Genomic DNA, 21033 nt, shown 5'->3' with positions numbered 1-21033 from the left:
CAAAAGACAAATGCTGCAACCTTGAGCACAACCAACAACTCCAGCGGCAAGCAGTCCTGAACCTCGATGTTTCATTTATTAGAATTTTACGAAATTCTCAGGCATGAAGACACAGTCTGCACAGCCCACATCAACAGCCATTGAAGGTTCACATCTTTATGGGGCGCAAGGCCGTGATAAGAATGGTCATGGCTTGATCGAAGCCTGAAACAGGTTCACACGACAGATCACCGGCCTTCCCCGCGGCTTCATTACCGTTACGGGACGCGTGCTTTGCCGCTCCAGCGGCCAGCGCTGCCGGAACGAAGGACACGCATGAACGCCCAGGTCCAACGACCACACAGCTTGAACACGGATGCTGACCCGGCCATTGCCGGCTACAGCCTCCTTGCGCAAGACACAGGCGTTGCCAATGGTGCCTTCGTGTCACGCGGGCAGATCCTTGCCCATCCAGCGTTTGCCGACGTCCGCAACGCCGTGATCAACAACCTGATCCAGCTGTTTCGCGGCGACTATCTCCTTGGCCGCCTACTGCTCGAGGAAGGCCGTTACATCACGATCCAGACGCTCCTTCACCTTGCCGCCTGCCAGCAGGCCGAGGAGCGGGCGACCTGGCTGACGCTCGGCCGGCTGCAGACGCGGCTCAGCGGATCTGAGCTGGCCAGCCGCAACCGGATCGAGGCGCTTGTCGCCATTCTGGAGCGCTACGGCTTCCTAGAACGGCGCAAGGCCGAGGAAGACATGCGCGTCACGCTGCTTATCCCGACCGCGCGCCTCTGGGGCTCTGATGCCATCCTCGTCGAAGCGCTGGCGCAGCCGCTGACAGCCTTCCGCGATCTGCAGGAGCCGGGAAACGGCCTGCGTCACGTCCTCTGTCGCAGCCGGATTGGAACCGCCGAAGCCGGCTCAGCTGGCTTTGACCCGCAGGCTCCGGCGTGGTCCAGCCGTGATCTCGCCTCGGCAGGCGCGGGCCATCGCACCTGGCACCGCGCACTCGCGCCGCATCTCGATGCCTTCTTCGCCCTGCGCGCCGCGCATCCCGAGATCCAGAGCCTGGCGGCACGGGATGGCGGCTACCTGACGTTCCTTCTGCTTCTGGCGGAGGCGAACCAGGCGCAGGACAACCGGATCAGCCTGCCCTTCGAAACCCTGTCCAATCACACGGGCGTTTCACGCACCCACGCGCGTCTCCTGATGGAACAGGCAGAAGCCTGCGGCTTTGTGCGATTGAAGGCGAAAGGCGGTCGCGAGATCGAACCTCTGCCCGCCTTGCAACAATCCGCCGACATCTGGTTCGCAGATCACATGGCCTTCGTGCTGGGTCTTGGTTAGGCTGCCGCCCATGAGTGTGGGTACCCCTTCCCTGATCGAATTCCTGTCGCGTCACACCGGCATCGCCCCGTCCTACATCCGTCCGCGTATCGACACACACCACACTCTGCCTTTTGACCATGTACCCACGGATCTGATCGAGCGACTGCTGGTCCAGGAAACCTCGTTCTTCCGTCATGCCGGTCAATGGTCGATGCTGCGCAGCATGTTGCGCGAAGATCCGGGATTGTCCGCGGCGGCCTTGCGGGTCTGGAGCTGTGGCTGCGCGACGGGAGAAGAGGCGTGGTCGCTTGCCTTCCTGCTCGCCAGCGAAGGCCGCACGTCGTCCCGCGTGATCGGCACGGACATCAGCCCAAGCGCGATTTGCGCAGCCGCGCGAGGCCATTACACCCGGCTCGAGGCCATGGGCAGCTTCCGCGAGATCCCCGATTTCGCCCGCCCCGCCTTTCCGCACAGCAGTGGCGAAGCCTGGGATGCGCCGCAAATGCTGCGCAACATGACAAGATTTTGCGTGCACAATGTGCTGGACCCGATGCTGTCGTCGGAGCTGGGGGGCTCAGCCGACCTTGTGTTTTGCCGCAACATGCTGATCTACTTCACCGAAGACGCCGTCCGCAAAGCCCTCGCCAACATCGCCCGGGCAATGCGGCCAGGCAGCATTCTGGTTCTGGGAGCCTCTGAGACCATGCGCGAGACGGGCCTGTTCGAGCCGGTGGAAACGGCCAGCGCCGTGTTCTGGCGCCGGACAGCCGCGCCCGTTGCACCGGCGGACACGGCCGCAGCGAAGCCGTGAAACGTCCCATCCTGATAGCGGCGGCTGGCGCATTCGAACGTTCCGCGCTCCGCCGCATCCTCTCCGATGCCTTCCCCTCGGCCGCCCTGCGCGACTGCCGGTCGCAGGCGGACCTCATGCAGGAACTGGCGGATCGCTTTGCCGGGCTGGTCGTTCTTGATGACGCGCTGGCGGGCGCGGAACCACAGTCAGGGCCGCTCGGAAATGCCCTGCAGCGCCTCGGCCCTCGGCTGATCCGCCTTCCTCGAGACACAGCGATGGCCGGTCCGCCAGTCGGCACCTGGGCAAGGGACTTGCCCGGACTTGTCAGCCAGGCCCTTGCCGCCCACGCCCGGCCGGATCATCTCGGCGCGCGGCCGCCTGCATCTGTCGCTGAGGACACTGGCCCATCAATGCCATTGGCAGCGCAGACGGGACGCAATCACGGCCCTCTGGCGGATCCGCAATGCCTGCTGGTCGCCAGCAGCACCGGTGGCCCCGGCGCGCTGGCGCAGTTGCTGAAAACCGCCCCGCCCGACGCCCTGCCCTGGGTGATCGCCCAGCATATGCCGGCAGACGGCACAGCTGCCTTTGCCGCACATCTGTCGGATGTCAGCGGCCGCAAGGTGTCCGAAGTCTCCAGCCAGACCCGGATTGAAGCCGGCGGCATTCACGTTCTGCGCGGTGGTCAGGATTATGAACTCGTCCGCACGCCTGCCGGGGCCGTTGCCGTTCGCCCCTCGGCGTTGACGCCCAGCCCGTTTCATCCCAACGCAGATCGCCTGATGCAATCCGCAGCAGAGGCAAACATTCCGGCGATGGCGCTCGTACTCAGCGGCATGGGCGAGGACGGCGCGCGTGGCGCACTTGCGCTCGCCGCAGCTGGAAGCCCGGTCTACGTTCAGGAGCCCGCAACCTGCGTGGTGCCGGGAATGCCCGGCGCGGCGCTTGAGCGTGTGCCGGCCGCGGTGCGGCTTGATCCTTCGCAGCCGCCCCCCTCGTTCATGCGCCTGTGCTCGCTCCGGCCAGGACGAGAATGAAACCGAAGTGCGTCAGGTGATGTAGGGTCTGGTCGAGGCCCAGCAGCCACCAGAATGATGCCTTCGCCGGCGTCGCTCCGCTGCGTCGCACCACCTCCGCCTTGGCCCGGTCGATCGCAAAATGAATGACGAAATCGACAGCCCCCAGCCAAAACAGGTCCGGCGCAAATCAGGCCGCGATCAAGCTTGTCAGAAGCCCATGGATCCCCGCATGAACGGCGAGGGGAGCAATCCAGTGATCGCGCCCCTCCTTGCCGATGGCCATCCAGTGGGTCTGGAACAGGAAATCGGCGACGAAGTGCTTGGCGAGAAATGCAAGAAACAGGACACTCAGGAGCCCGGCGGGAATAAAGTCCGGCACTGTCACGATTTCCCCAACCCACCGCAAAGCATTGAAACAAGAACGTTTTTGTAAACAATTCGCGGTTAGCTTCGCACAAACCCGACACCGTCATCCAGCCCCAAAGCTGAAACATTTCGGGTGGAACAGCCGCCCGCGCGCGCGCGGAAGCTAAAGACCTGTCACGTCTGCAAATTTTCGTGCACGCCACGGGGCGTCACAGCCTTCCTCCGGGGGTCAACTTGAAGAACATTACCCTGTCGACCCGCATCTACGGCCTCGCCGCCGTCTTGCTTGTTCTCCTCGCCCTGCTGTCCAGCGTCGGATACACCTCGGTGCGCGACCTTGCGCAGCTCTCCTCCGAGATGGACCGCTTCTACCGTGCCGTCGGACAGATGTTCCTTGCGGATCGCGATTTTACCGGCTTCCGCCTGCGCACCAATGCCGTGCTGACCTATGGCCGGTCCTCAGACTTCGACCGCACCGAAGTGCAGTCGCGGCAGATCGACGAGGCACTCACCTCGACGGCAGTTCTGCTGGAGGGGCACTCTGAAGCCGCGCTGGTCGCCGAAATCCGCGACGGGCTGACGACCTACCGCCAGCGCGCCCGCGGGCTGATGCAGCAGCGTTTGAAGCTGCAGCAAGACGGCGCAGCGCTTGCGAACGCGGTCAAGGCCCTGAAGGCAGACCCGGCAACCAGCTCAGACCTGCTGCGGGCGCTTGATGCAACGACACTGGCCTCCAGCACCCTGTCGGTCGCGACCGTCGAGGCAGCTCGTTCCGCGCTGGCCGCAGCATCAGGAGGCACGTCCCCTGCAGAACGCGCGGCTCGCCAGTCTGCGGTTGATCTTGAAGCAGCCCTCACACTGTTCCTGAAGGACGCAGGCCTTGGCGGCGCAGATGTCGTCAGCGCGGACGAGCGTGGCATCCTCGACAAGATTGCAACATTCCGCGAACGCCTGCAGACTGAAATCACCCGCCTGAGCACGACTGTCGCCTCCCAGACGGCAGAAGTGCAGCAGCTGCTCGCCATGCTTGCCGGCGGCGGCATCCTGTTCGGCCTCTTCATCGCCGTCGTCATCGCCCGCGGCATTATCTCGCCGTTGAAGCAGATGACGCATGCCATGACGCGCCTCGCCCAGGGTGATGGCAATGTCACCATTCCTGGCCTCGGCTCCACCAACGAGATCGGCCAGATGGCCACTGCAGTGGACGTGTTCAAGCAGAACGCCGACCAGATTGCGGCCATGCTGAAGGCGGAGGAAACCACCCGCGAGATCGGCGAGGTCATCTCGAAGGCTGCGGCAGGTGACCTTACCCTGCGCGTGAGCCTTGAGGGCAAGACCGGCTTCCTGCGCGACATCGGCGAGCAGGTCAACCGACTGCTGGACGTCTCGCATTCCTCGTTCCGCGACTTCGGCGAGAAGGCCCGCAGCACCGCTCTGTCCGTTGGCGAGGCCAGCATGGCCGTGTCGCAAGTGGCGGACGGTGCCCGCGTACAGAATTCATCGCTGGCCCAGGTCGCGACAGCGGTGAAGGAAGCAATGCTCGCCATTCGCGAGGTCTCCGACAACACAAGACTTGCCAGTGAAAAGGCGGATAACGCGACAGGTCTGGTCGAAAAAGGTCTCGCCTCGGTTGAGGCAATGGGAGCGCTGGTCGACCGCATCGCGCAGAACAGCCGAAAGGTGAACCAGATCACCCAGGTGATTGCCCAGATCGCCAACCGCACGCACATCCTCTCGCTCAACGCGGCCATCGAGGCAGCCCGCGCCGGGGAACACGGCAAGGGCTTCGTCGTGGTAGCACAGGAGGTCGGCAAGCTGGCCGAAAGCGCCGGCCAGAATGCCAACCAGATCGCCGAGATCGTCGAGCAGGCCAGCGAGGACAGCCTCGCAGGCAAGCAGGCGGCCGATACCGTTCGCGCAGCCATCGTGGGCATCTCGGGCGAGGCACGCCAGACCACCCAGATGATCCACGCCTCGGTTGCGGCGATCGAGCAGCAGCGCGCCTCGATCACCCAGATCGACGGCACGGTCAGCGAACTGAAGTCCATCGCCACGTCAAACTCGGCCGCCGCGGAGGAAATCACCGCGACCATGGTCCAGCTGGCGCGTCTGGCCGACGAGACCCGTCAGCGGATCGACGCCTTCAAGATGGCTTGAGGCAGCGGAAAGACGAACCGATGGCCACGCATGAGGACAGCACGCAGCACGATGCGGATGACTGGCACCTGACCCTCGTCAGCGATGACGCAGGACTGGCGCTGTCCATCCGCGCCCTTCTGCTCGCTGATCCGCAGGCCCGTGTCACCGTGACGGGCAGCGCCGATGTGCTGACTGGCCTGAGAAGCCTGACGGCGGATGTTGTGCTGATCGACGCTGACAGCGTCACGGATATTGCGCGGCTCGTCGGGTCGGCGGTTCTGATCCAGCCGGCCCCCGTCGCCGTCATTGGTCTTCATGTCAGTGCCGACCTGCGCACCTCTGATCTGTGCCGTAGCCGGGGTGCCAGCCTTGTTCGTCCCAAGGCGTGCGGCACGGCGGACATCGCGCTGGCCGGCCCCGAAGGCGAAGCACTTCTTTCCGCTCTCCAGCGCCTCGCGCGCGACCCTGCCCGCAGGATGCCCCTTGCGCGCCCGCCCGTGGAGAACGCGCATGGCCGGAGCTGATTTTTCCGCCGATCTTCTCACCGAGGCGGGCGAGCATCTCGGCGTGATCGAGCCCATTCTTGTGGCCAGCGAAACGGCGGCCGTCTCGCGCGCCGATGTGGACGTGTTGTTCCGGGCCTTCCACTCGATCAAGGGTCTTGCCCGGGTCGCCGGCATTGCCAGCCTGGAACAGGTCACGCATCTGGCGGAGGCCTGCCTCTATCCGGTCCGCAATGGCACACGCGATCTGACGCCCGACATCATCGACGCGATGTTGCGTCTGGTCGATGCGATCCGCTCGGCGCAGGCAACGGGCGACCTCGCCAGCTTCGCCGTACCCGATGGCCTGTCCGCACAGCTCGAGGCGCTCTCGGTCAGTGGCCCCACCCAGGCCACAGGCCTTGAGGCGAGCATTCCGGCCTCACGCGATGCCCTTGGGCTGGAACGCGATATGGGACGGGCCTTTGCCGAGCTGCTGGCAGAACTCCTGTCGGAACTGTCGGAGGCCCTGTCCGGCCAGGACGAGGCAGGCCTGCACGAGGCGGCAGATGTTCTCGCCCACGCGGCTCGCAAGACCGGCCTTGCCGGGCTGGAACGGTGTGCCCGCTTTCTCGCCCAGGCTGCGCTTGACCAGGCCGCACCGATCCTGTCCGGCATCGTGGCCCAGGCCCGCACGCTGGAAGCACTGACGGGAACCGAAACCGGCTGGGCAGAAGTCAGCATGTCGCTTGGCCTTGAGAGCGACGCCGGGACCCCACTGGACCTCACCAGCGACACCGCCCTGCCCGCCGCCCTCATCAGCCGGCTCGCCTACTGGAAAGTCTCGCCGCTGCATCTCCCGGCCGTTGCCGGCACAGCGCTGGAGCGCTTTTCGTCCGATCCTGCCGCGCGTCTGGCGGAAGTCGTCCTGCCGATGCCGGAGCCGGAAGCGCTCAGGTCCCTTGTCACGGCCCTGCCTGGCCTCGTTGCCTCGCGCAGCCTCACCGTCGACAGCCGCCCTTACCTCGCCCTGCTCGTTGCAGTGACCAGCGCAGACATGCCGGAAGGCCTTGAGGCAGCCGGTCAAGGCACTGCATTGCCCGGGATCGATCCGGTCAACGGGCCGGACATGTCGGCCTGGTCCGTGACCTGGCTCGACGGCACCACCGCCCCGGCCCATTTCGGCGATGCGCCAGCCCCGTCACGGATGGCAGCGGTCGAGGAAACGCAGGTTCGTGTTCCGGTCGAAGTGCTCGACCGCCTCTTCGGCCGCATCGGGTCTTTCTTCACGCTCGGCAGCCGTCTGAACGTTCTGGCCAGCGAAAGCCGCTCCGGCGAGGCCCTGCGCCGTCTCTACGACTACACGTCCTCCCGCGCACCCGAGATGCTGCCCGAGGTCGAGGCCCTGATGGCCGACCGGCGCGACTTCCTGACGCTGGAAGCCGAAGTCAGCCACTTCATCAGTCTCATCCACGAAAGCACGCTGGGTCTGCGGGTCATCCCGTTCGAGAACATCATCGCCCGCTTCCCGCGCATGGTCCGCGAGGCCGCGCGGGAACTCGGCAAGTCCGTCCGTTTCGAGCAGAGCGCCGGTACGATCAAGATCGACAAGGGCATGGCCGACATGCTCCTCGATCCCTTGATGCACATGATCCGCAATTCGATCGATCATGGCATCGAAGCCCCCGAGTCACGCGCTGCTGCCGGAAAGCCGGCCACCGCGCGCCTCAGCCTGACGGCAGAGCAGCACGGCAACCGCCTTGTACTCACCGTCAGCGACGATGGACGCGGCATCGACATCGCCCGTGTCGGCGAGAAGGCTGTCGCGCAGCGCCTGGCGAGTGTCGAGGATCTGGCCCGGATGAGCGACGCGGAAATCGCCCGCTTCATCTTCACACCCGGCTTCTCCACCCGCAGCGAGGCCAGCACCGTCTCCGGGCGCGGCGTCGGCATGGATGTGGTGCTGGTCAACGTCACCCGTCTCGGCGGGCGCATCGACATCGAGACAGAGGCCGGCAAGGGCACCACCTTCCGCCTCGACATGCCGCTCTCGGCCGCGATCCGCCCTATGCTTCTGGCCGACACCGGCCGGCAGACCATCGGCTTCCCCGAAACGATGGTCGCCGAAACCGCCGTGTTCCCGGCCGCCAGCGTCCAGTCCGTCAACGGCCAGCCGTCGCTGCTGCTGCGCGGCCGCTTCTTGCCGCTGTTCGACATCTGCGAGCTGATGCGGCTGCCTGCGCCCGAGGACGATGCCGGTGCCGATCTGTCCGTGGTCATCTGCTCCTGGAAGGGCCGCCGCGTCGGCTTCCGCACCCGCCGCATCCTGCGCCGTGCCGAGCTGCTCATCCGTGAAACGCATCTGCGCGTCGCCGAACTGCCGGGCGTCGGCGGCATCTCCATTCTGGGTGCCGACCGCATCGTCCTGGTGCTCGATCCGGACAAGCTGTTTGACCTTGCCGCCCGGGCGGTCAACCGCGGCCTGCGCAGCGCCGGGAACCCGCGGCCATGACGCAGACGCTGACCGCCTATCTGCGCGTTCATCTGGCCGGAACGCCGGTTCTGGTCCCGCGTGAGGCCGTGCAATCCGTCCGTGGCCTGTCCGGTTCCGTCCTGCCGCTGGCAGGCAAGACGCCGCGGCTACAGGGCAAGACCGGGCACAGCCGCCTGGTCGTCGATGCCGCCCGCCTGCTCGGCCTCGGCAACGTTGCCGGCCCGGATCCGACCGGCCTGCGCATGGCGTCTCCAGACGAAAAGTCTGGCTGGCTTTGCCTTGTCGACCGGGTAGAACGGATCGAGGATCACGGCGCAACCGAGGTTCTGTCCTTGCCGCCTGCACTTGGCGCTCTGCGTCGCTGGCTGTCCGGCGTGATTGTCGACCCGGCAAGCGATACCCCCGTCTGTGTCCTGCGTGCCGAACCTGTGATCCCGCCTTTCACCCTGTTGCGTCACCTGCGCGCGGCCGCTGTCGATCCTTCGCCGCTGCGGGAGGAACTGGAATGATCGATCTGCCCGCCCCGGCCGCCGGCGTCATGCGCCGCCGCATCCTCGTTGTCGACGACAGTTTCATCATCCGCCGCCTCGTCAGCGAGATCATCGCCAGCGATCCCATGCTCGAAATTGCCGGCGAAGCAGAGAACGGCAAGATCGCCCTGCAACAGGTGCGCAAGCTCAACCCGGACCTCATCCTCCTCGACATCGAGATGCCGGAAATGTCCGGGCTGGAAACCCTGCGCCGTCTTAGCCTGCGCTCGCCCTGCCCGGTGATCATCCTGTCGTCGCTGGTGGGCGCTGCCGATTCCGCCGAGCGGCTCGAGGCCCTGCGCCTGGGCGCCGCTGCCATCATCGCCAAGCCGTCCGGCGCTGTCAGTCTCGACCTGAAGCAGCAGCGCGCCTCGGAGATCGTCACCACCGCCCGCCGCGTCCTCGGCCTGCCCGCCGTCCTCGTCGATGCCGCCGGGACCGATGCACCAGCAGTCCCGCCTGCGGCCAGCGGCACGGCTGACGTCGCACCCTCCGCCCTCGATCTCATCGAGGCCCTTGGCAGCGGCGTGCTCGTGTTTGACAGCGCATCGCGTCTTGTCGCCGCAAACCGCGCCGCCCACACCATCCTGCGCATGGAGGCCCTGCCGAAAGGCCTGCCGCTGCGCTCGGTCTTTGCCGACTACAACGAGGATCTCGCCGAAGACCTCGCCACCGTCCAGACCACCCGCCAGCCTCTTGATGCACTGGACTGCGAATTTGCAACGCCGGGCGGCGACTGGATCCCGCTGCGCCTCAACGCCCGGCTGTTCGCGCCCCCCTCTGAGTCGCTTGTCGTCTCCTTTGAGGACATCTCGCGCCAGAAGGACCTCGAAACGGTGCTTGCCCGCACCCAGTCCAATCCCGTCGCCCGCATCATGATGGACCAGGGTCCGGATGCCCTCGCCGGGGCGATGCTGCCAGCGACCATCCTGTTCTCCGACATCCGCAATTTCACTTCGCTCGCCGAAGCGCTCGGACCACAGGGAACCGTCCGGCTGCTGAACGACTATTTCTCGTTCATGGCCGATGTGCTGCGCGATCAGGGCGGCGTCATCGACAAGTACATCGGCGACGCGATCATGGCCCTCTTCGGCGTGCCGCAACCGACCGGCGGCGACGCTGACCGGGCCGTCGAGGCAGCCCGCGTCATGCTGCGGGCGCTGGATCTTGTCAACGAACGCCGCCGCGATGGTCTGCCGGAGCCCCTGCGCATCGGCATTGGCCTTGCCACGGGCACGGTTCTGGCCGGTAACATCGGTTCGCCGGACCGCATGAACTACACCGTCATCGGGGATGCGGCGAACCTCTCGTCCCGTCTCGAAGGCATCACCAAGACCTACGGTGCCTCCATCCTCGCCTGCGGCGAGACCGTTTCCCGGCTCAGCCGCCCCGTCCCGATGCGCCTCGTCGATGTCGTGCGCGTCAAGGGGCAGGACCGGCCGACGGAGGTGCACGAGATCTTCGTCGAAGCCCCGGCAGCCAGCGAGGCCAACTGGCTCGACGCCCACGCAACCGGCTTCAGCGCCTACCGCATCGGCTCCTTCGCCATGGCCGAAGCCGCCTTTGGCCGTGCGCTGGAACTGGCACCCCAGGACCTTGCCAGTGCAACGCTGCTGACCCGGTGCCGTGCGCTGGCGCGGGATCCGGAAACCTTCGCCATGCCCTGGGATGGCGTCTGGTCCCTGAAGGAGAAATGACCGGTGGAGCACATCGAGTATCTCCTCGCCACCCTGTCTGGCACCCGGCTGGCCCTGCCACTGGATCTCGTCCTGTCGGTCAACGAGCCGGCGCCGGTCACGCCGCTGCCCTTCTGCCCGCGCCATGTGCAGGGGCTGGTCTTCGTGCAGGACCGGGTGATGCCGCTGATGGACCTCGCCGGCCTGCTCGGCCTGCCCGCCCGCTCGACGGCCAGTGCCACCTCGCTCGTCATCCTCGCCAATGGCGACGACGTCCGGGCGCTGGAAGTCGACCATGTCGTCGCGATGGTCGCGGTGGATGCAGCGGCCGTGCAAACGCCAGCTGAACCGGAGAAGGCGACGGCTTTCCTGGCCCAGCGCCTCAGCGCGCGCGGCGAAGACTGGCTCGTGCTCGACTACGTGCGCCTTGCCACGGACACGCGGATGGATGCCGAAGGCCTCATCGAAGATGGCGCCCTTGTTCCGGCCGATCCGGTCGGTCTTGCCGATCTGGAGGAGAGGACAGAGGACACGGCGGTGGACCGTATCGCCCATCTCCTGATCGACATCGGCGCAGACCGCTTTGCCCTGCCCACGGCGATCATTTCAGAAGTTCTTGAACCGGTTGACCTGCGCCCCATGCCCGCCGCCCCGGCCTGGGTTGCAGGCCTGATGCAGCATCAGGAAACGCCGCTGCTGGTGGTGCGCGCCGACGTCCTCCTGTCGCCGGACACCCCGGCAAATCACGTCGCCGTCGCAACGACCGCCGACAGCATCGCCCTGCGTATCCTGGACCCTGCCACGGGCCGCGCCTTCGCGCTTCTGGCAGACCGCGCCCCGGGGCTCCTGTCCCTGAGTCCCGACGAGATCTTCTCCACCGATGACGCCATTGCCGGGATCAGCCGCTATGCCGTCGTCGACGACCGGATCCTGGCAATCATCGAACCGCTGGCGCTCGTCGGAGAACGTCTGGCCGATGTCGAGCGTCTGACGCCCCAAGGCAAGCACGACGGCGTGGCACAGATGCCCATGCCGGATGTTGCCGCAGCCCGAGCCGCTGCTGCCGCCCGGCCCGGCTACCGGTTCCTCACCTTGCGCATCCGGGACGAGTTCTTCGCCATCGACCTCGACCGCGTCGACAGCATCCTGTCCACCGTGCGCCTCTCGCCCCTGCCGGATGGCGGCAACGGCTTCGATGGCCTGGCTGACGCGGGCGACAAGGTGGTTCCGGTTCTGGATTTGCGGCGGCGGCTCACCGGCCAGCCCTCACCAGACGACACACCGCCCTGCGTCCTGTTGCAGCTGGAAGGCTCCACCGCCGGTCTTGCCGTGGACCAGGTCCTGCGCATCGAAGACGTTCCCGCAGAGGACCTCGACGAGGTTGCCGAGCAGAGCGGATTGCCGGTCCATGCGGTCGCCCGCGTCCGTGACCGGCTGATGGCCGTCCTCACCCTCGACCGCCTCCTGCCCCGCCGCATCCACTGACCCAACAAAAAACCCCGGATCACTCCGGGGCTCGAGCATTTTCTAGGCGTGATGCACCAGCATCTCAGCGCCTTGGCTTCAGGCTTGGACGCTGGCGCCCTGTGCTGACGTGTGACGAGCCGCGATCTTGCCGCAGCACCCCTCTCCCCCCTTGAGGGGGAGATGTCTGCGCCAGCAGACAGAGGGGAGTATCGGCGCATCGACAGATCCAGCGCCAGTGCTGTCTCAACCGCCGCCCCCTCTGCCCCCTTACGGGGGCATCTCCCCCTCGAGGGGGGAGCGGTGCGTGCGGAAAGATCCGACCAGATCACAGGCTCAAAGGAGCTGCGGGCATCCGTTGTCCCGGACCACTCCGAGCTTGCCCGCCAATCACCGGTCGAGGATCAGCGAACGCCCGGCAGCTCTACCTTCTGGATGGTCCAGCCGTCGCCCTTGCAGCCCTTGAATGCCCCGCCAGCAGCATAGTCCAGCAGATCATCCGGCAGCTCGTCTTCGGCGATCTGGCGCGGCAGCACCAGGGTCACCTCGCCGGCAGCTTCCTCGACGACGGTGATTCTCACCGACGGAACCGGGTCTGATCCGAACAGCTCGCGCAGGGCGGCATGCGGATTGTTTTTCAGCAGATCACGAAAGGCCGCATCTGCCGCAGCCCGTTCCAGCAGCGCGGTCTGGATGTGGGCGCGGGCCGTGTTCATCGTCTGAATAAAGTCAGTCATGGCAATGTCCTTGAACAGGAAAACGTCAAAATGAAATCAGGGAAACCGCCAGGGCTCAATCGCGGTGACCCGGCAATGCCCCCTGTCCTGCGGGCCCTATCCAAACGGCTTGTTCTTGTAGAGCCAGTAGTTCAGACGGTCCCAGCACTCGCGCGCATTTCCGCCGGCTGCAAGATCCAGCAGCTCGTCGGGCAGCTCATCCTGAGAGATCTGGCGCGGCAGTACGAGCACAGCCTCGCCAGCCGCCTCTTCGACAACGCGGATCGTCAAGGACGGGACAGGGTCATTCCCGAACAGATCCCTGAGCGCAGCATGCGGGTTGGTGAGAAGCAAGGCGCGGAAGCCCGCATCTGCCGCAGCCCGCTGCAGGACCGCAGTCTGAATGTGGTCACGGGCCTTTCCGATCGTCTGGATCAAGTCGGTCATTGCAACATCCCTCCCAAAAGACGCGCCAGCTTCAAACGGCTGACGCGAATTGAGACCTGGTGACAGCACTCAGTGGCCGTCGCCTTACGGCATCCAGTCCTGCTTGTAGGCCCACTGGTTGAACTTCCACCAGCAGTCCTTGGCATTGCCGCCGGCTGCAAAATCAAGCAGTTCATCCGGGAGCTCATCTTCCGCAATCTGGCGCGGCAGCACGAGCACAGCTTCACCCGCGGCCTCCTCGACAACTCGGATCGTCAAGGACGGGATCGGATCATTCCCGAGCAGATCCTTGAGCGCGGCATGCGGGTTGGCGAGCAGAAGGGCACGGAACTGCGGATCCTCAGTGGCCCGCTTGACCACGGCTGCTTCGATATGGGCTCTTGCCTGGCTCAGGCCGTTCACGAAATCAGACATCGCATCTTTCCATCAGTTGGCGCTCGGGGCGACCGTGGTGCACTCAGTATTTCTTCGTCAGGCGGCCGAAGAACCAGTCATTGCTGAATTTTTCCCAGCACTCGCGGTTGTTGCCGCCAGCTGCGTAGTCGAGCAGTTCGTCCGGCAGTTCATCCTGGGCGATCTGGCGCGGCAGAACGAGAACGACCTCCCCGGCACCTTCCTCGATGACCGAAATCTTCATCGCGGGAATGGGGTCCACGCCCAGAAGCTGTTGCAAGGCAGCGTGCGGGTCGCTCTTCAACAATGCGCGGAGGGCGGGGTCTTCGCTTGTCTTCGCGACAAGCGCTGCTTCCATGTGGGCCCGGGCAAGCGCCCAACCCTGATTGTTCTCGGTCATCTGGCAACTCCTGAGCAAAAGGGAAAACGGAGCGGAGCCATCAGCCCCGCCCTTTCGCATCAGGTTTTCGGGCAACCCTTTGCCTTGTTGCTCATCGGCCACTCGAGAAACGCCATGAACAGCGTTCCGCCCGAAGCCAGATCCAGCAGCTCGTCCGGCAGCTCGTCTTCGGCAACATTGCGCGGCAGCACCAGCGTCACTTCACCCGGCTGTTCCTCGATGACGCGGATCGTCAGCGACGGGATCGGATCGTTGCCAAGCAACTCGCGCAGCGCTGCATGCGGGTTTTCCTTGAGCAGCTTGCGGAAGGCTGCATCTTCCGATGCCTTGTCGATCAGGGTCCGCTGAATGTTGTTGCGGGCAATCGCCATGTTCTTGCTGAAATCGTTCATCGTTCTTCTCTAATATCCGGCTTGGAAATATTGCGGTAAGTCGCTGTCACGCGCGGATCAAAGCCGCTGAGAACCAACCGGAACCCAGGCATTCAGCCCGGGCTCCGGTCTGGATGACGCCTTACTTCTTCGGGCAGAGGTTCTTCCAGCTGGTCTCACCATGGAAGCCGCCAACTGGCAGGAACGAGCTGAAGCTGATGCCACCTGAGGCCAGATCCAGCAGTTCGTCCGGCAGCTCGTCCTCGGCGATCGACCGCGGCAGCACCAGGGTCACTTCACCAGCCGTCTCCTCGACCACGCGGATCTTGAGCGACGGGATGGGGTCGTTGCCCAAGAGCTGCTTCAGCGCAGCATGCGGATCGGACTTCAGAAGCGAGCGAAACGCGCTGTCTTCCATAGCCTTCGCAATCAACGAAGCCTCGATATGCGCGCGCGCCTTGTTGATGCCTTCAACAAACTCAGTCATTTGCAATCTCCTTCCTTCTAAAAAACACTCGACCGGGATAGGTCCAGACGCCTCAATCCGTGCGCACGATCTTCGTGATCGGCTTAGCCCAACCGGCACGCGGATCCTTGCAGCCAAGGTCCTGGAACGTCGTGCCGCCAGAGGCCAGGTCGAGCAGTTCGTCCGGCAGCTCGTCGGCGGCAATGTCACGCGGAAGCACCAGCGTCACTTCGCCTGGAACTTCCTCGATCACGCGAATGCGGAACCCCGGGATCGGGTCAACGCCAAGCAGCTGCTTGAGCGCTGCGCGCGGCTCGCGAACGAGCAGGGCACGGAACTCGGCGTCTTCCGAAGCGCGAGCCACAAGAGCACGCTCGACATGCTGACGGGCGAGGGTCATCGGATCAGTGGAACCAGCCATGGGATCTCTCCGGTTTGCGTCAAACCCCGAGGCGGATCAGGCATCACCTGCCACATCAGGACAGACACAGATTGACTGAAATTAACTTCAGAAAATCTGCCATCTATGAAGCATCGAAAGTCGTTTATTCAAATCATCAGCATGACTTGAAACAATCACACCAATCGATCTTCGATGAGATCTGTATAGATCGAAGTTTCTCAGCACCGCTGAATGGACCTGAAAAGTTCCAAAACAAACCTGCGCGCCTGCGATAGGAATAATCAGGACAAGAGGTTTGGCACTGTCGGCCTCGCACACGCACAGAGTGACACTGGCGCCAGCCCCATGAATGACCTGATCGCACAGACCATCGACACGCCCCTGCCGCAGATCCGCACGGTTACAAGCGCAGATGCGTCGCGTCTGTCGGCCCTCACGGCTGGCTCCTTGCACTGGATGCTGGAGGATGACAGGCCCGAGGTCGGGATCTGCCGCCTGGCTGCGTTCGCTGGCGACGAACCCGTCGGCCTGCTGCTGTCCTGCAAGGGCGGCGATGATCTGCAGGAACTGACCTCCGTGATGGTGGCCAAGGCCTGGCGCGGTCGCGGCATTGCCACGATGCTCCTGTCCGAGCTGATGAAGCAGCTGCGCCAGATCGGGAGGAAGGGCGTTTTCGCGCGCTGGTCCAGCCAGTTGCCGCGCGCCAGCGAATTTGCCCGCCTGCTTGCATCGGCCGGCTGGAGCCAGCCGCAGGTAACGCGCCGGCGCATGTCCTGGCGCATTGGCGACTGGCCGCAGGCTTTCCCCGACCGCGACCGGATCCTGGCCCGCCTCGAAGCCAGGGGCCTGGTCGTTCGGTCGCTGGCCGAACTCGGCGCAGACGGCATTGCCGACTTCACGGCCCAGAACACGGCCCTGATTGCCGCAGGCCGTGCGCCGGAATGGTCCGACACCAGTGGCTGGCTTCAGGTGGCGGATCAGGACGCGACTGTGGTCCTCAGTGATCGGAACGGTGCGGTCGCTGGCTGGATGGTCTGCGTGCTGCAGCCACAGTTCGGCCGCTGGTACATCCCCCAAGGCTGGGTTGTTGCCGAAAAGGTCCCGCTCGGCTGGCTCGTCGGCGGCATTGCCTCGCTGTGCCGTCGGCTGGAGGCAAAGGCCGGACCGGATGCCATTTTGATCGCCCAACCGCCAGCTGGCATTCCCGGCGGAATGGAGCGTATGCTTTACAAGCAGTTCGGGGACCACACCGTGGCCACCGATTTCCTGTTTGAAAGCGAGTTCGTGTTTGCCAGTCCCGAGCAATGCGAGATCTGATTGATGCGTCCAACTCCGGCCTCCTCAGGCGCTTCGACGCTGTTCTCCAGTCTCGACATCCGGCTTGCGACAGCCGATGACCTTGACGCACTTTCCTGGCTGACGACACACAACCTGCGCCCCTATCTCGCAGGCAGCGCCACTTCAGCCGCCTCTTCCGACACGTCCTGCAATCTTGTTGCCTGGATCGACGACGTGCCGGCCGGGTTGCTGCTCTCCCGTCAGGACCCGGAGCGGCCCTGGACCCAGGAGGTCCTGTCCCTGATGGTGACGCCGCTGTTCCGGCGTCAGGGTCTGGCCCGGGCCCTGCTGCAGGCCCTTTCCAAGCGGATGCAACCGCTCGGCCGCCGGGATATCTCGACAAGCTGGTCCGACCGGCTGCCGCAGCTGGACAGCCTGCGCGCGCTGCTGTCGAGCGAAGGCTGGCAGCAACCCGAACAATCTCGCCTGCGCATGAGTTTCAACATCGGCGAACGGGAAGACGCGCTGCGTGCCTTCCAGCCGCTGATTGCTGCCGCCCGCCGGCGCGGCTTGCGCAGCTTCGCCCTTGCTGAGGCGGGAGCTGACGCCCCTGGACGGATCGCGTCAGCGGCCACCTTCTTTACCCGCGCCGGCAGCCTGCCGGCCTGGGCGACCCCTGCCCCCTGGCTGGAGCGTTGCGATCCGGTGATGAGCCAGCTGCTGCTGGATGGCGAGGGGCGCCTCTGCGGCTGGCTCCTGTGCGAGCATCAGCCAGCCTTCCACCGCTGGGCAATCCCGATCGGCTGGTGCGCGACAGGACCGGGACACATGCTCTTGGCCATGGAAGCGGCTCTGGCCGCTCTCGAGCAGCATGCCGGCAGCGGCGCGACCGTCATCCTGCAGCCGTCCGAACGCAATGGTCACAAGGTCTGCACGCTGCTCGACCGCCATTTCCGCCCCTATGCCCTGTGGGCGGACCGGCTCGTCGTCAGCCGCAAGCCGATCTAGCTGGCGGCAGGCTCGCCCCGGGACTGCTCCGGCATCAAGGCATAACCGACGCCACGGATCGTGACGATCGGCGCGTCTTTGCCTTCATGCAGCATCTTCTTGCGCAGCCGTGCGATCAGGTTGTCGACCGTATGGCCGGAGATTTCCCTCGGGTCCCGGTTCGAGATCACGTCCAGCAGGAAATCGCGCGACACCGGCTGCATCTGGCGTGAGGCCAGCGCCACGAGAATGTTGAACTCGCCCGAAGTCAGCTCAACCAGCTGCCCCGTCGGGCGGAACAACTCGCGCCGCACCACATCCAGGATCCAGCCATCGAAGGTGATGACCGGCTCGCGCGAGCGGCGCAACACGCTGCGGATGCGGGCCAGAAGCGTGCGCAGGTTGATCGGCTTGGTGACATAGTCGTCCCCGCCGGCCTCAAGTCCGGCCAGAACATCCTCGTCCGAATCCCGTCCGGTGACAAAGATCAGGCCGAACCTCTCGCCAAGCCGCAATTGCCGGGCCAGCGCGATGCCGTCATCGTCGGGCAGGTTGACGTCGAGCAGGATGATGTCGGGCTGGGCCGATTGCAGACGGCTGCGCAGCTCCGCGCCGGAGGCAGCGCACAGGGTGCGAAAGCCGTTCTCCGCCAGATAGCCGGCGATCATCGCCAGGCTTTCGGGCGCATCTTCCACGATCAGAACCGTCGCACTCATTCCGCCCGCCTTGCCCCATCCGGTGACGATCCGCGCATCAGCGTCGCACCAAGCATATCGATTGTCTCGTCCAGGATCTCGATCAGCGCCCGGACAGCTGGTCCCTGACGGCCGGTCTGCTCCGCAAGCACCGCTTCAGCGCGCGCGGCCAGGTCGGCATATCCCATGTTAGCCGCGCTTCCCTTAACACGATGCGCAATCTGCAAAATGTGCTGCAGATCAAGAGTTTCCGGTTTCAGCGCCTGCCGCTGTTCCAAGAGGTTGCGCAAAAACAGCCCCTGCAGCGCCTTCACCTTCACATCATCAAACAGGCTGCCGATATCAGTGGCCGTACCGGTTGGCCCCGTTCCTCCGAACAGGCGCCAGCGCAGCTCGTCATCATCTGCAGCCGCTGGCAGCGCCAGTTCACCGGGCTGCAGGTCCAGCGCATCCCCGCCGTCCTGCCAGATCGCAATCAAGGGCCGGTTGCCCTCAGGGGTCGTCAGCAGACGAGCCATGGCAAGCCCGTCTGCACCACGCACCAGCACGACAGGAAACGCCCGGCTGGCATAAAGAGTTGCAGCTGCTTTCACGTCTGGCATCGGAAACACCCGCAATCCGATGCGCGACAGCCGGTGCTGCAACGCAACGTCTGCCGGGCCGACCAGCAGGACATCGGCCCCCTCGGCCACCGTCCTCGACTGATCCTGCCCTTCGGCAAATGCCCCCTTCGCTGACGGTGTCCCGGCGGCAGCGATCGCCGCCAGCGTTTCGGAAAGCTCCTGCGGGCGGATCGGCTTCGCCAGATGGCCGTTCATGCCGGCCGCCCGCGCCCTTGCAACGTCCTCGGGCATCGCATTGGCGGTGAGCGCGATGATCGGCATGCGCCCCTTGGCTCCCAACGCCCGGATCCGGCGCGTTGCCTCGAAGCCGTCCATTTCCGGCATCTGCAGGTCCATCAGAATGGCGTCGAATGCCTCCTCCTGCACCAGCGCCAGTGCCGCCCGCCCAGTCTCCGCAACGACGCAGTCGTGACCGGCCCGCTCGAGAATCGCCGAGGCAACCTGCTGGTTGATCTCGTTGTCCTCGACCAGAAGCATCCGCAAGCGCCGCACTGGCTTTGCCGCCGGGACAGGCATTACTGCCGCTGGCGCTGCGACAGCAGGCAGCGGCAGCTCAAAATGGAACAGGCTTCCCTGCCCGGGCTTGCTGTCAACACCAATGCGCCCGCCCATATCCTCGATCAGGCGCTTGCAGATAACGAGCCCCAGTCCCGAACCACCAAACCGGCGCTGGATGCTGGGGTCCGCTTGCACGAAAGGCTGGAACAGGCGCGTCAGTTCGCGCGAACTGATGCCGATGCCGCTGTCCTCCACCTCGAAGCGCAACCCGCTCTCCACAGGCTTCACCCGCAGCAGCACATGCCCCGTCTCGGTAAACTTCACCGCGTTGCCGACCAGATTGAGCAGGATCTGCCGGAGCCTTGCCGGATCGCCCAGCACATGGGACGGCACCCCGGCGAGGATCTGCAGGCCGAGCACGAGACCCTTCTCATCCGCGCGCGGCCGCATCAGGTCGATGACGTCGTCCATCACATGCGCAATGTCGAGCGCGGTCCGGTCATAGTTCGCCGTCCCCTGTTCGAGCTTGGACAGGTCCAGCACATCATCCAGCGTCACGCGCAAGGCTTCGGCCGAGCGCAGCACCACCGACAGGCGTTCCCGCTGGCGGTCCGAAACTGGCTCATCCAGGATCAGCCGCACCATGCCGAGGATGCCGTTCATTGGCGTGCGGATTTCGTGGCTCATGACGGCAAGGAAGTCGGACTTGGCCCGTGCGCCGGCCTCCGCTGCGTCCTTCGCCGCCAGAAGTTCCAGATTGGTCTGCCGTTCCCGCTCGATATGCAGGAATTCCTCACGCCGCATCCGGTTCAGCTGCGCGCGCGCCGCAACGCCGACACAGAAGCCGACGCCGGTCACCAGCAGGATGACGCCCAGATCGGCCGGGCTCTCCGGAACCTCCCGCAGCACACCCCAGAACAGCAGACTGACCAACGCCGCATAGGCGCTCATCAGGGCAGCCTGCCACAGCCGGCCTGGCAACAGCACCGGCAGCGCCAGTGCCATCAGCGGCAGCAGCATGCCCCCATGCCGGGTCAAGGCCGGATGATCGAAGATGACCGCATTGAGAAAATAGAACAGGGCCTGCTGCGCATAGGTAACCAGGATCACGCCCCGTTCCGTGGTGGCGTGCTGCATGACAACCAGGGCACCGACACAGATCACGAGCAGTGACAGCCGGATGCCAATGAACAGGTAGAGGTCCGGCGGTGCGATCAGTTGCAGATCGAGCGGCAGGAACGACACGCTGGCCAGCGTCGAGGCGATCATCCCGATCCGCGCCGTCGCCCGCGTCGCGCGAAAATTGGCCGCGCCATAGCCCGCTTCACGCGCCAGATCCGTGAATTCGCCGGTCCAGCGGTTCAGGTGCGGCGACAGGGGCGGGGCAGCACGCGTGTCTGGCATTGGGACCTGTTCGAAAAGTTGACTGCCGAACTCTGATACGCCCGTTTGCCAGAGCTTGCCAGTCCACCATCAGGC

Annotated in this window: 21 protein-coding genes; 11 read left to right on the top strand and 10 right to left on the bottom strand. The window is 65.0% G+C overall.

The window, feature by feature from the left end:
* Window positions 1-345: 345 nt before the first annotated feature.
* Genes OVA12_RS03120 through OVA12_RS03110 form a run of 3 tightly spaced genes read left to right on the top strand, consistent with a single transcriptional unit; the run spans window position 346 to window position 3144 of the window.
* On the top strand, window positions 346-1332 hold the full coding sequence (locus OVA12_RS03120; RefSeq protein WP_268134406.1) for a hypothetical protein: 987 nt from the start codon (window positions 346-348) through the stop codon (window positions 1330-1332).
* Window positions 1333-1342: 10 nt separating this feature from the next.
* On the top strand, window positions 1343-2125 hold the full coding sequence (locus tag OVA12_RS03115) for a CheR family methyltransferase (protein ID WP_268134404.1): 783 nt from the start codon (window positions 1343-1345) through the stop codon (window positions 2123-2125).
* Window positions 2122-3144 carry a chemotaxis protein CheB gene (locus OVA12_RS03110; RefSeq protein WP_268134402.1) on the top strand — a complete coding sequence of 341 codons (1023 nt, stop codon included), beginning with the start codon at window positions 2122-2124 and terminating at the stop codon, window positions 3142-3144. Before OVA12_RS03115 ends, OVA12_RS03110 begins: the two co-directional genes overlap by 4 nt.
* Before the next feature lie 169 nt (window positions 3145-3313).
* On the opposite strand, the gene OVA12_RS03105 is transcribed toward OVA12_RS03110, so the two are convergent.
* Window positions 3314-3505 (bottom strand): DUF3307 domain-containing protein, encoded by a 192-nt coding sequence (locus tag OVA12_RS03105; protein ID WP_268134400.1) that lies wholly within the window; start codon window positions 3503-3505, stop codon window positions 3314-3316.
* Window positions 3506-3726: 221 nt separating this feature from the next.
* Between OVA12_RS03105 and OVA12_RS03100 the strand changes: the two genes are divergently transcribed.
* Genes OVA12_RS03100 through OVA12_RS03075 form a run of 6 tightly spaced genes read left to right on the top strand, consistent with a single transcriptional unit; the run spans window position 3727 to window position 12298 of the window.
* The gene (locus OVA12_RS03100) at window positions 3727-5649 is read left to right on the top strand and encodes a methyl-accepting chemotaxis protein (RefSeq protein ID WP_268134398.1); all 1923 of its coding nucleotides are present in this window, start codon (window positions 3727-3729) and stop codon (window positions 5647-5649) included.
* Between the two features lie 20 nt (window positions 5650-5669).
* Window positions 5670-6155 (top strand): hypothetical protein, encoded by a 486-nt coding sequence (locus tag OVA12_RS03095; protein ID WP_268134396.1) that lies wholly within the window; start codon window positions 5670-5672, stop codon window positions 6153-6155.
* Window positions 6142-8625, top strand: coding sequence for a chemotaxis protein CheA (locus OVA12_RS03090; protein ID WP_268134394.1), 2484 nt, complete (start codon window positions 6142-6144; stop codon window positions 8623-8625). The genes OVA12_RS03095 and OVA12_RS03090 overlap by 14 nt, the downstream gene beginning before the upstream one ends.
* Entirely contained in the window at window positions 8622-9116 is a 495-nt protein-coding gene (locus OVA12_RS03085) for a hypothetical protein (protein WP_268134392.1), read from the top strand. The genes OVA12_RS03090 and OVA12_RS03085 overlap by 4 nt, the downstream gene beginning before the upstream one ends.
* The gene (locus tag OVA12_RS03080; protein WP_268134390.1) at window positions 9113-10834 is read left to right on the top strand and encodes a response regulator; all 1722 of its coding nucleotides are present in this window, start codon (window positions 9113-9115) and stop codon (window positions 10832-10834) included. The genes OVA12_RS03085 and OVA12_RS03080 overlap by 4 nt, the downstream gene beginning before the upstream one ends.
* Before the next feature lie 3 nt (window positions 10835-10837).
* Window positions 10838-12298 (top strand): chemotaxis protein CheW, encoded by a 1461-nt coding sequence (locus OVA12_RS03075; RefSeq protein WP_268134388.1) that lies wholly within the window; start codon window positions 10838-10840, stop codon window positions 12296-12298.
* 383 nt (window positions 12299-12681) lie between these two features.
* Here OVA12_RS03075 and OVA12_RS03070 read toward each other — a convergent pair whose 3' ends face one another.
* The 7 genes from OVA12_RS03070 to OVA12_RS03040 form a co-directional block, all read right to left on the bottom strand.
* Window positions 12682-13014, bottom strand: a complete 333-nt coding sequence (locus tag OVA12_RS03070) for an NHLP leader peptide family natural product precursor (protein ID WP_268134386.1) — start codon at window positions 13012-13014, stop codon at window positions 12682-12684.
* A 96-nt stretch (window positions 13015-13110) separates the two neighbouring features.
* Window positions 13111-13440, bottom strand: coding sequence for an NHLP leader peptide family natural product precursor (locus OVA12_RS03065; protein WP_268134384.1), 330 nt, complete (start codon window positions 13438-13440; stop codon window positions 13111-13113).
* Between the two features lie 84 nt (window positions 13441-13524).
* A complete protein-coding gene (locus OVA12_RS03060) occupies window positions 13525-13854 on the bottom strand; it encodes an NHLP leader peptide family natural product precursor (RefSeq protein WP_268134382.1) in 330 nt (109 codons plus the stop codon).
* Window positions 13855-13897: 43 nt separating this feature from the next.
* On the bottom strand, window positions 13898-14233 hold the full coding sequence (locus tag OVA12_RS03055; RefSeq protein WP_268134380.1) for an NHLP leader peptide family natural product precursor: 336 nt from the start codon (window positions 14231-14233) through the stop codon (window positions 13898-13900).
* A 59-nt stretch (window positions 14234-14292) separates the two neighbouring features.
* Entirely contained in the window at window positions 14293-14625 is a 333-nt protein-coding gene (locus OVA12_RS03050; RefSeq protein WP_268134378.1) for an NHLP leader peptide family RiPP precursor, read from the bottom strand.
* A 121-nt stretch (window positions 14626-14746) separates the two neighbouring features.
* Window positions 14747-15091 (bottom strand): NHLP leader peptide family RiPP precursor, encoded by a 345-nt coding sequence (locus OVA12_RS03045; protein WP_268134376.1) that lies wholly within the window; start codon window positions 15089-15091, stop codon window positions 14747-14749.
* A 52-nt stretch (window positions 15092-15143) separates the two neighbouring features.
* Window positions 15144-15491 (bottom strand): NHLP leader peptide family RiPP precursor, encoded by a 348-nt coding sequence (locus OVA12_RS03040; protein WP_108724192.1) that lies wholly within the window; start codon window positions 15489-15491, stop codon window positions 15144-15146.
* A 327-nt stretch (window positions 15492-15818) separates the two neighbouring features.
* Here OVA12_RS03040 and OVA12_RS03035 point away from each other — a divergent pair, with 327 nt between their 5' ends.
* Both OVA12_RS03035 and OVA12_RS03030 read left to right on the top strand, forming a co-directional pair.
* Entirely contained in the window at window positions 15819-16790 is a 972-nt protein-coding gene (locus OVA12_RS03035) for a GNAT family N-acetyltransferase (protein WP_268134373.1), read from the top strand.
* A gap of 3 nt (window positions 16791-16793) precedes the next feature.
* Complete coding sequence (locus OVA12_RS03030) at window positions 16794-17759, top strand: GNAT family N-acetyltransferase (RefSeq protein ID WP_268134371.1); 966 nt, start codon at window positions 16794-16796, stop codon at window positions 17757-17759.
* Here the strand turns inward: OVA12_RS03030 and OVA12_RS03025 are convergent.
* Both OVA12_RS03025 and OVA12_RS03020 read right to left on the bottom strand, forming a co-directional pair.
* A complete protein-coding gene (locus OVA12_RS03025; protein WP_268134369.1) occupies window positions 17756-18454 on the bottom strand; it encodes a response regulator transcription factor in 699 nt (232 codons plus the stop codon). The genes OVA12_RS03030 and OVA12_RS03025 overlap by 4 nt on opposite strands.
* A complete protein-coding gene (locus tag OVA12_RS03020) occupies window positions 18451-20958 on the bottom strand; it encodes a sensor histidine kinase (protein WP_268134367.1) in 2508 nt (835 codons plus the stop codon). Before OVA12_RS03020 ends, OVA12_RS03025 begins: the two co-directional genes overlap by 4 nt.
* Window positions 20959-21033: the final 75 nt, after the last annotated feature.

Source organism: Pannonibacter sp. SL95 (assembly GCF_026672425.1).
Taxonomy (GTDB): Bacteria; Pseudomonadota; Alphaproteobacteria; order Rhizobiales; family Stappiaceae; genus Pannonibacter.
The sequence above is the reverse complement of the archived record's forward strand: the minus strand, read 5'-3'. Positions and strand labels throughout refer to the sequence as shown.

Coding starts and splice junctions, on each gene's coding strand:
- OVA12_RS03115 (WP_268134404.1), top strand. CDS start 1,343: ATGAGTGTGGGTACCCCTTCCCTGATCGAATTCCTGTCGCGTCACACC.
- OVA12_RS03095 (WP_268134396.1), top strand. CDS start 5,670: ATGGCCACGCATGAGGACAGCACGCAGCACGATGCGGATGACTGGCAC.
- OVA12_RS03090 (WP_268134394.1), top strand. CDS start 6,142: ATGGCCGGAGCTGATTTTTCCGCCGATCTTCTCACCGAGGCGGGCGAG.
- OVA12_RS03085 (WP_268134392.1), top strand. CDS start 8,622: ATGACGCAGACGCTGACCGCCTATCTGCGCGTTCATCTGGCCGGAACG.
- OVA12_RS03080 (WP_268134390.1), top strand. CDS start 9,113: ATGATCGATCTGCCCGCCCCGGCCGCCGGCGTCATGCGCCGCCGCATC.
- OVA12_RS03070 (WP_268134386.1), bottom strand. CDS start 13,014: ATGACTGACTTTATTCAGACGATGAACACGGCCCGCGCCCACATCCAG.
- OVA12_RS03065 (WP_268134384.1), bottom strand. CDS start 13,440: ATGACCGACTTGATCCAGACGATCGGAAAGGCCCGTGACCACATTCAG.
- OVA12_RS03060 (WP_268134382.1), bottom strand. CDS start 13,854: ATGTCTGATTTCGTGAACGGCCTGAGCCAGGCAAGAGCCCATATCGAA.
- OVA12_RS03055 (WP_268134380.1), bottom strand. CDS start 14,233: ATGACCGAGAACAATCAGGGTTGGGCGCTTGCCCGGGCCCACATGGAA.
- OVA12_RS03050 (WP_268134378.1), bottom strand. CDS start 14,625: ATGAACGATTTCAGCAAGAACATGGCGATTGCCCGCAACAACATTCAG.
- OVA12_RS03045 (WP_268134376.1), bottom strand. CDS start 15,091: ATGACTGAGTTTGTTGAAGGCATCAACAAGGCGCGCGCGCATATCGAG.
- OVA12_RS03040 (WP_108724192.1), bottom strand. CDS start 15,491: ATGGCTGGTTCCACTGATCCGATGACCCTCGCCCGTCAGCATGTCGAG.
- OVA12_RS03035 (WP_268134373.1), top strand. CDS start 15,819: ATGAATGACCTGATCGCACAGACCATCGACACGCCCCTGCCGCAGATC.
- OVA12_RS03030 (WP_268134371.1), top strand. CDS start 16,794: ATGCGTCCAACTCCGGCCTCCTCAGGCGCTTCGACGCTGTTCTCCAGT.
- OVA12_RS03025 (WP_268134369.1), bottom strand. CDS start 18,454: ATGAGTGCGACGGTTCTGATCGTGGAAGATGCGCCCGAAAGCCTGGCG.
- OVA12_RS03020 (WP_268134367.1), bottom strand. CDS start 20,958: ATGCCAGACACGCGTGCTGCCCCGCCCCTGTCGCCGCACCTGAACCGC.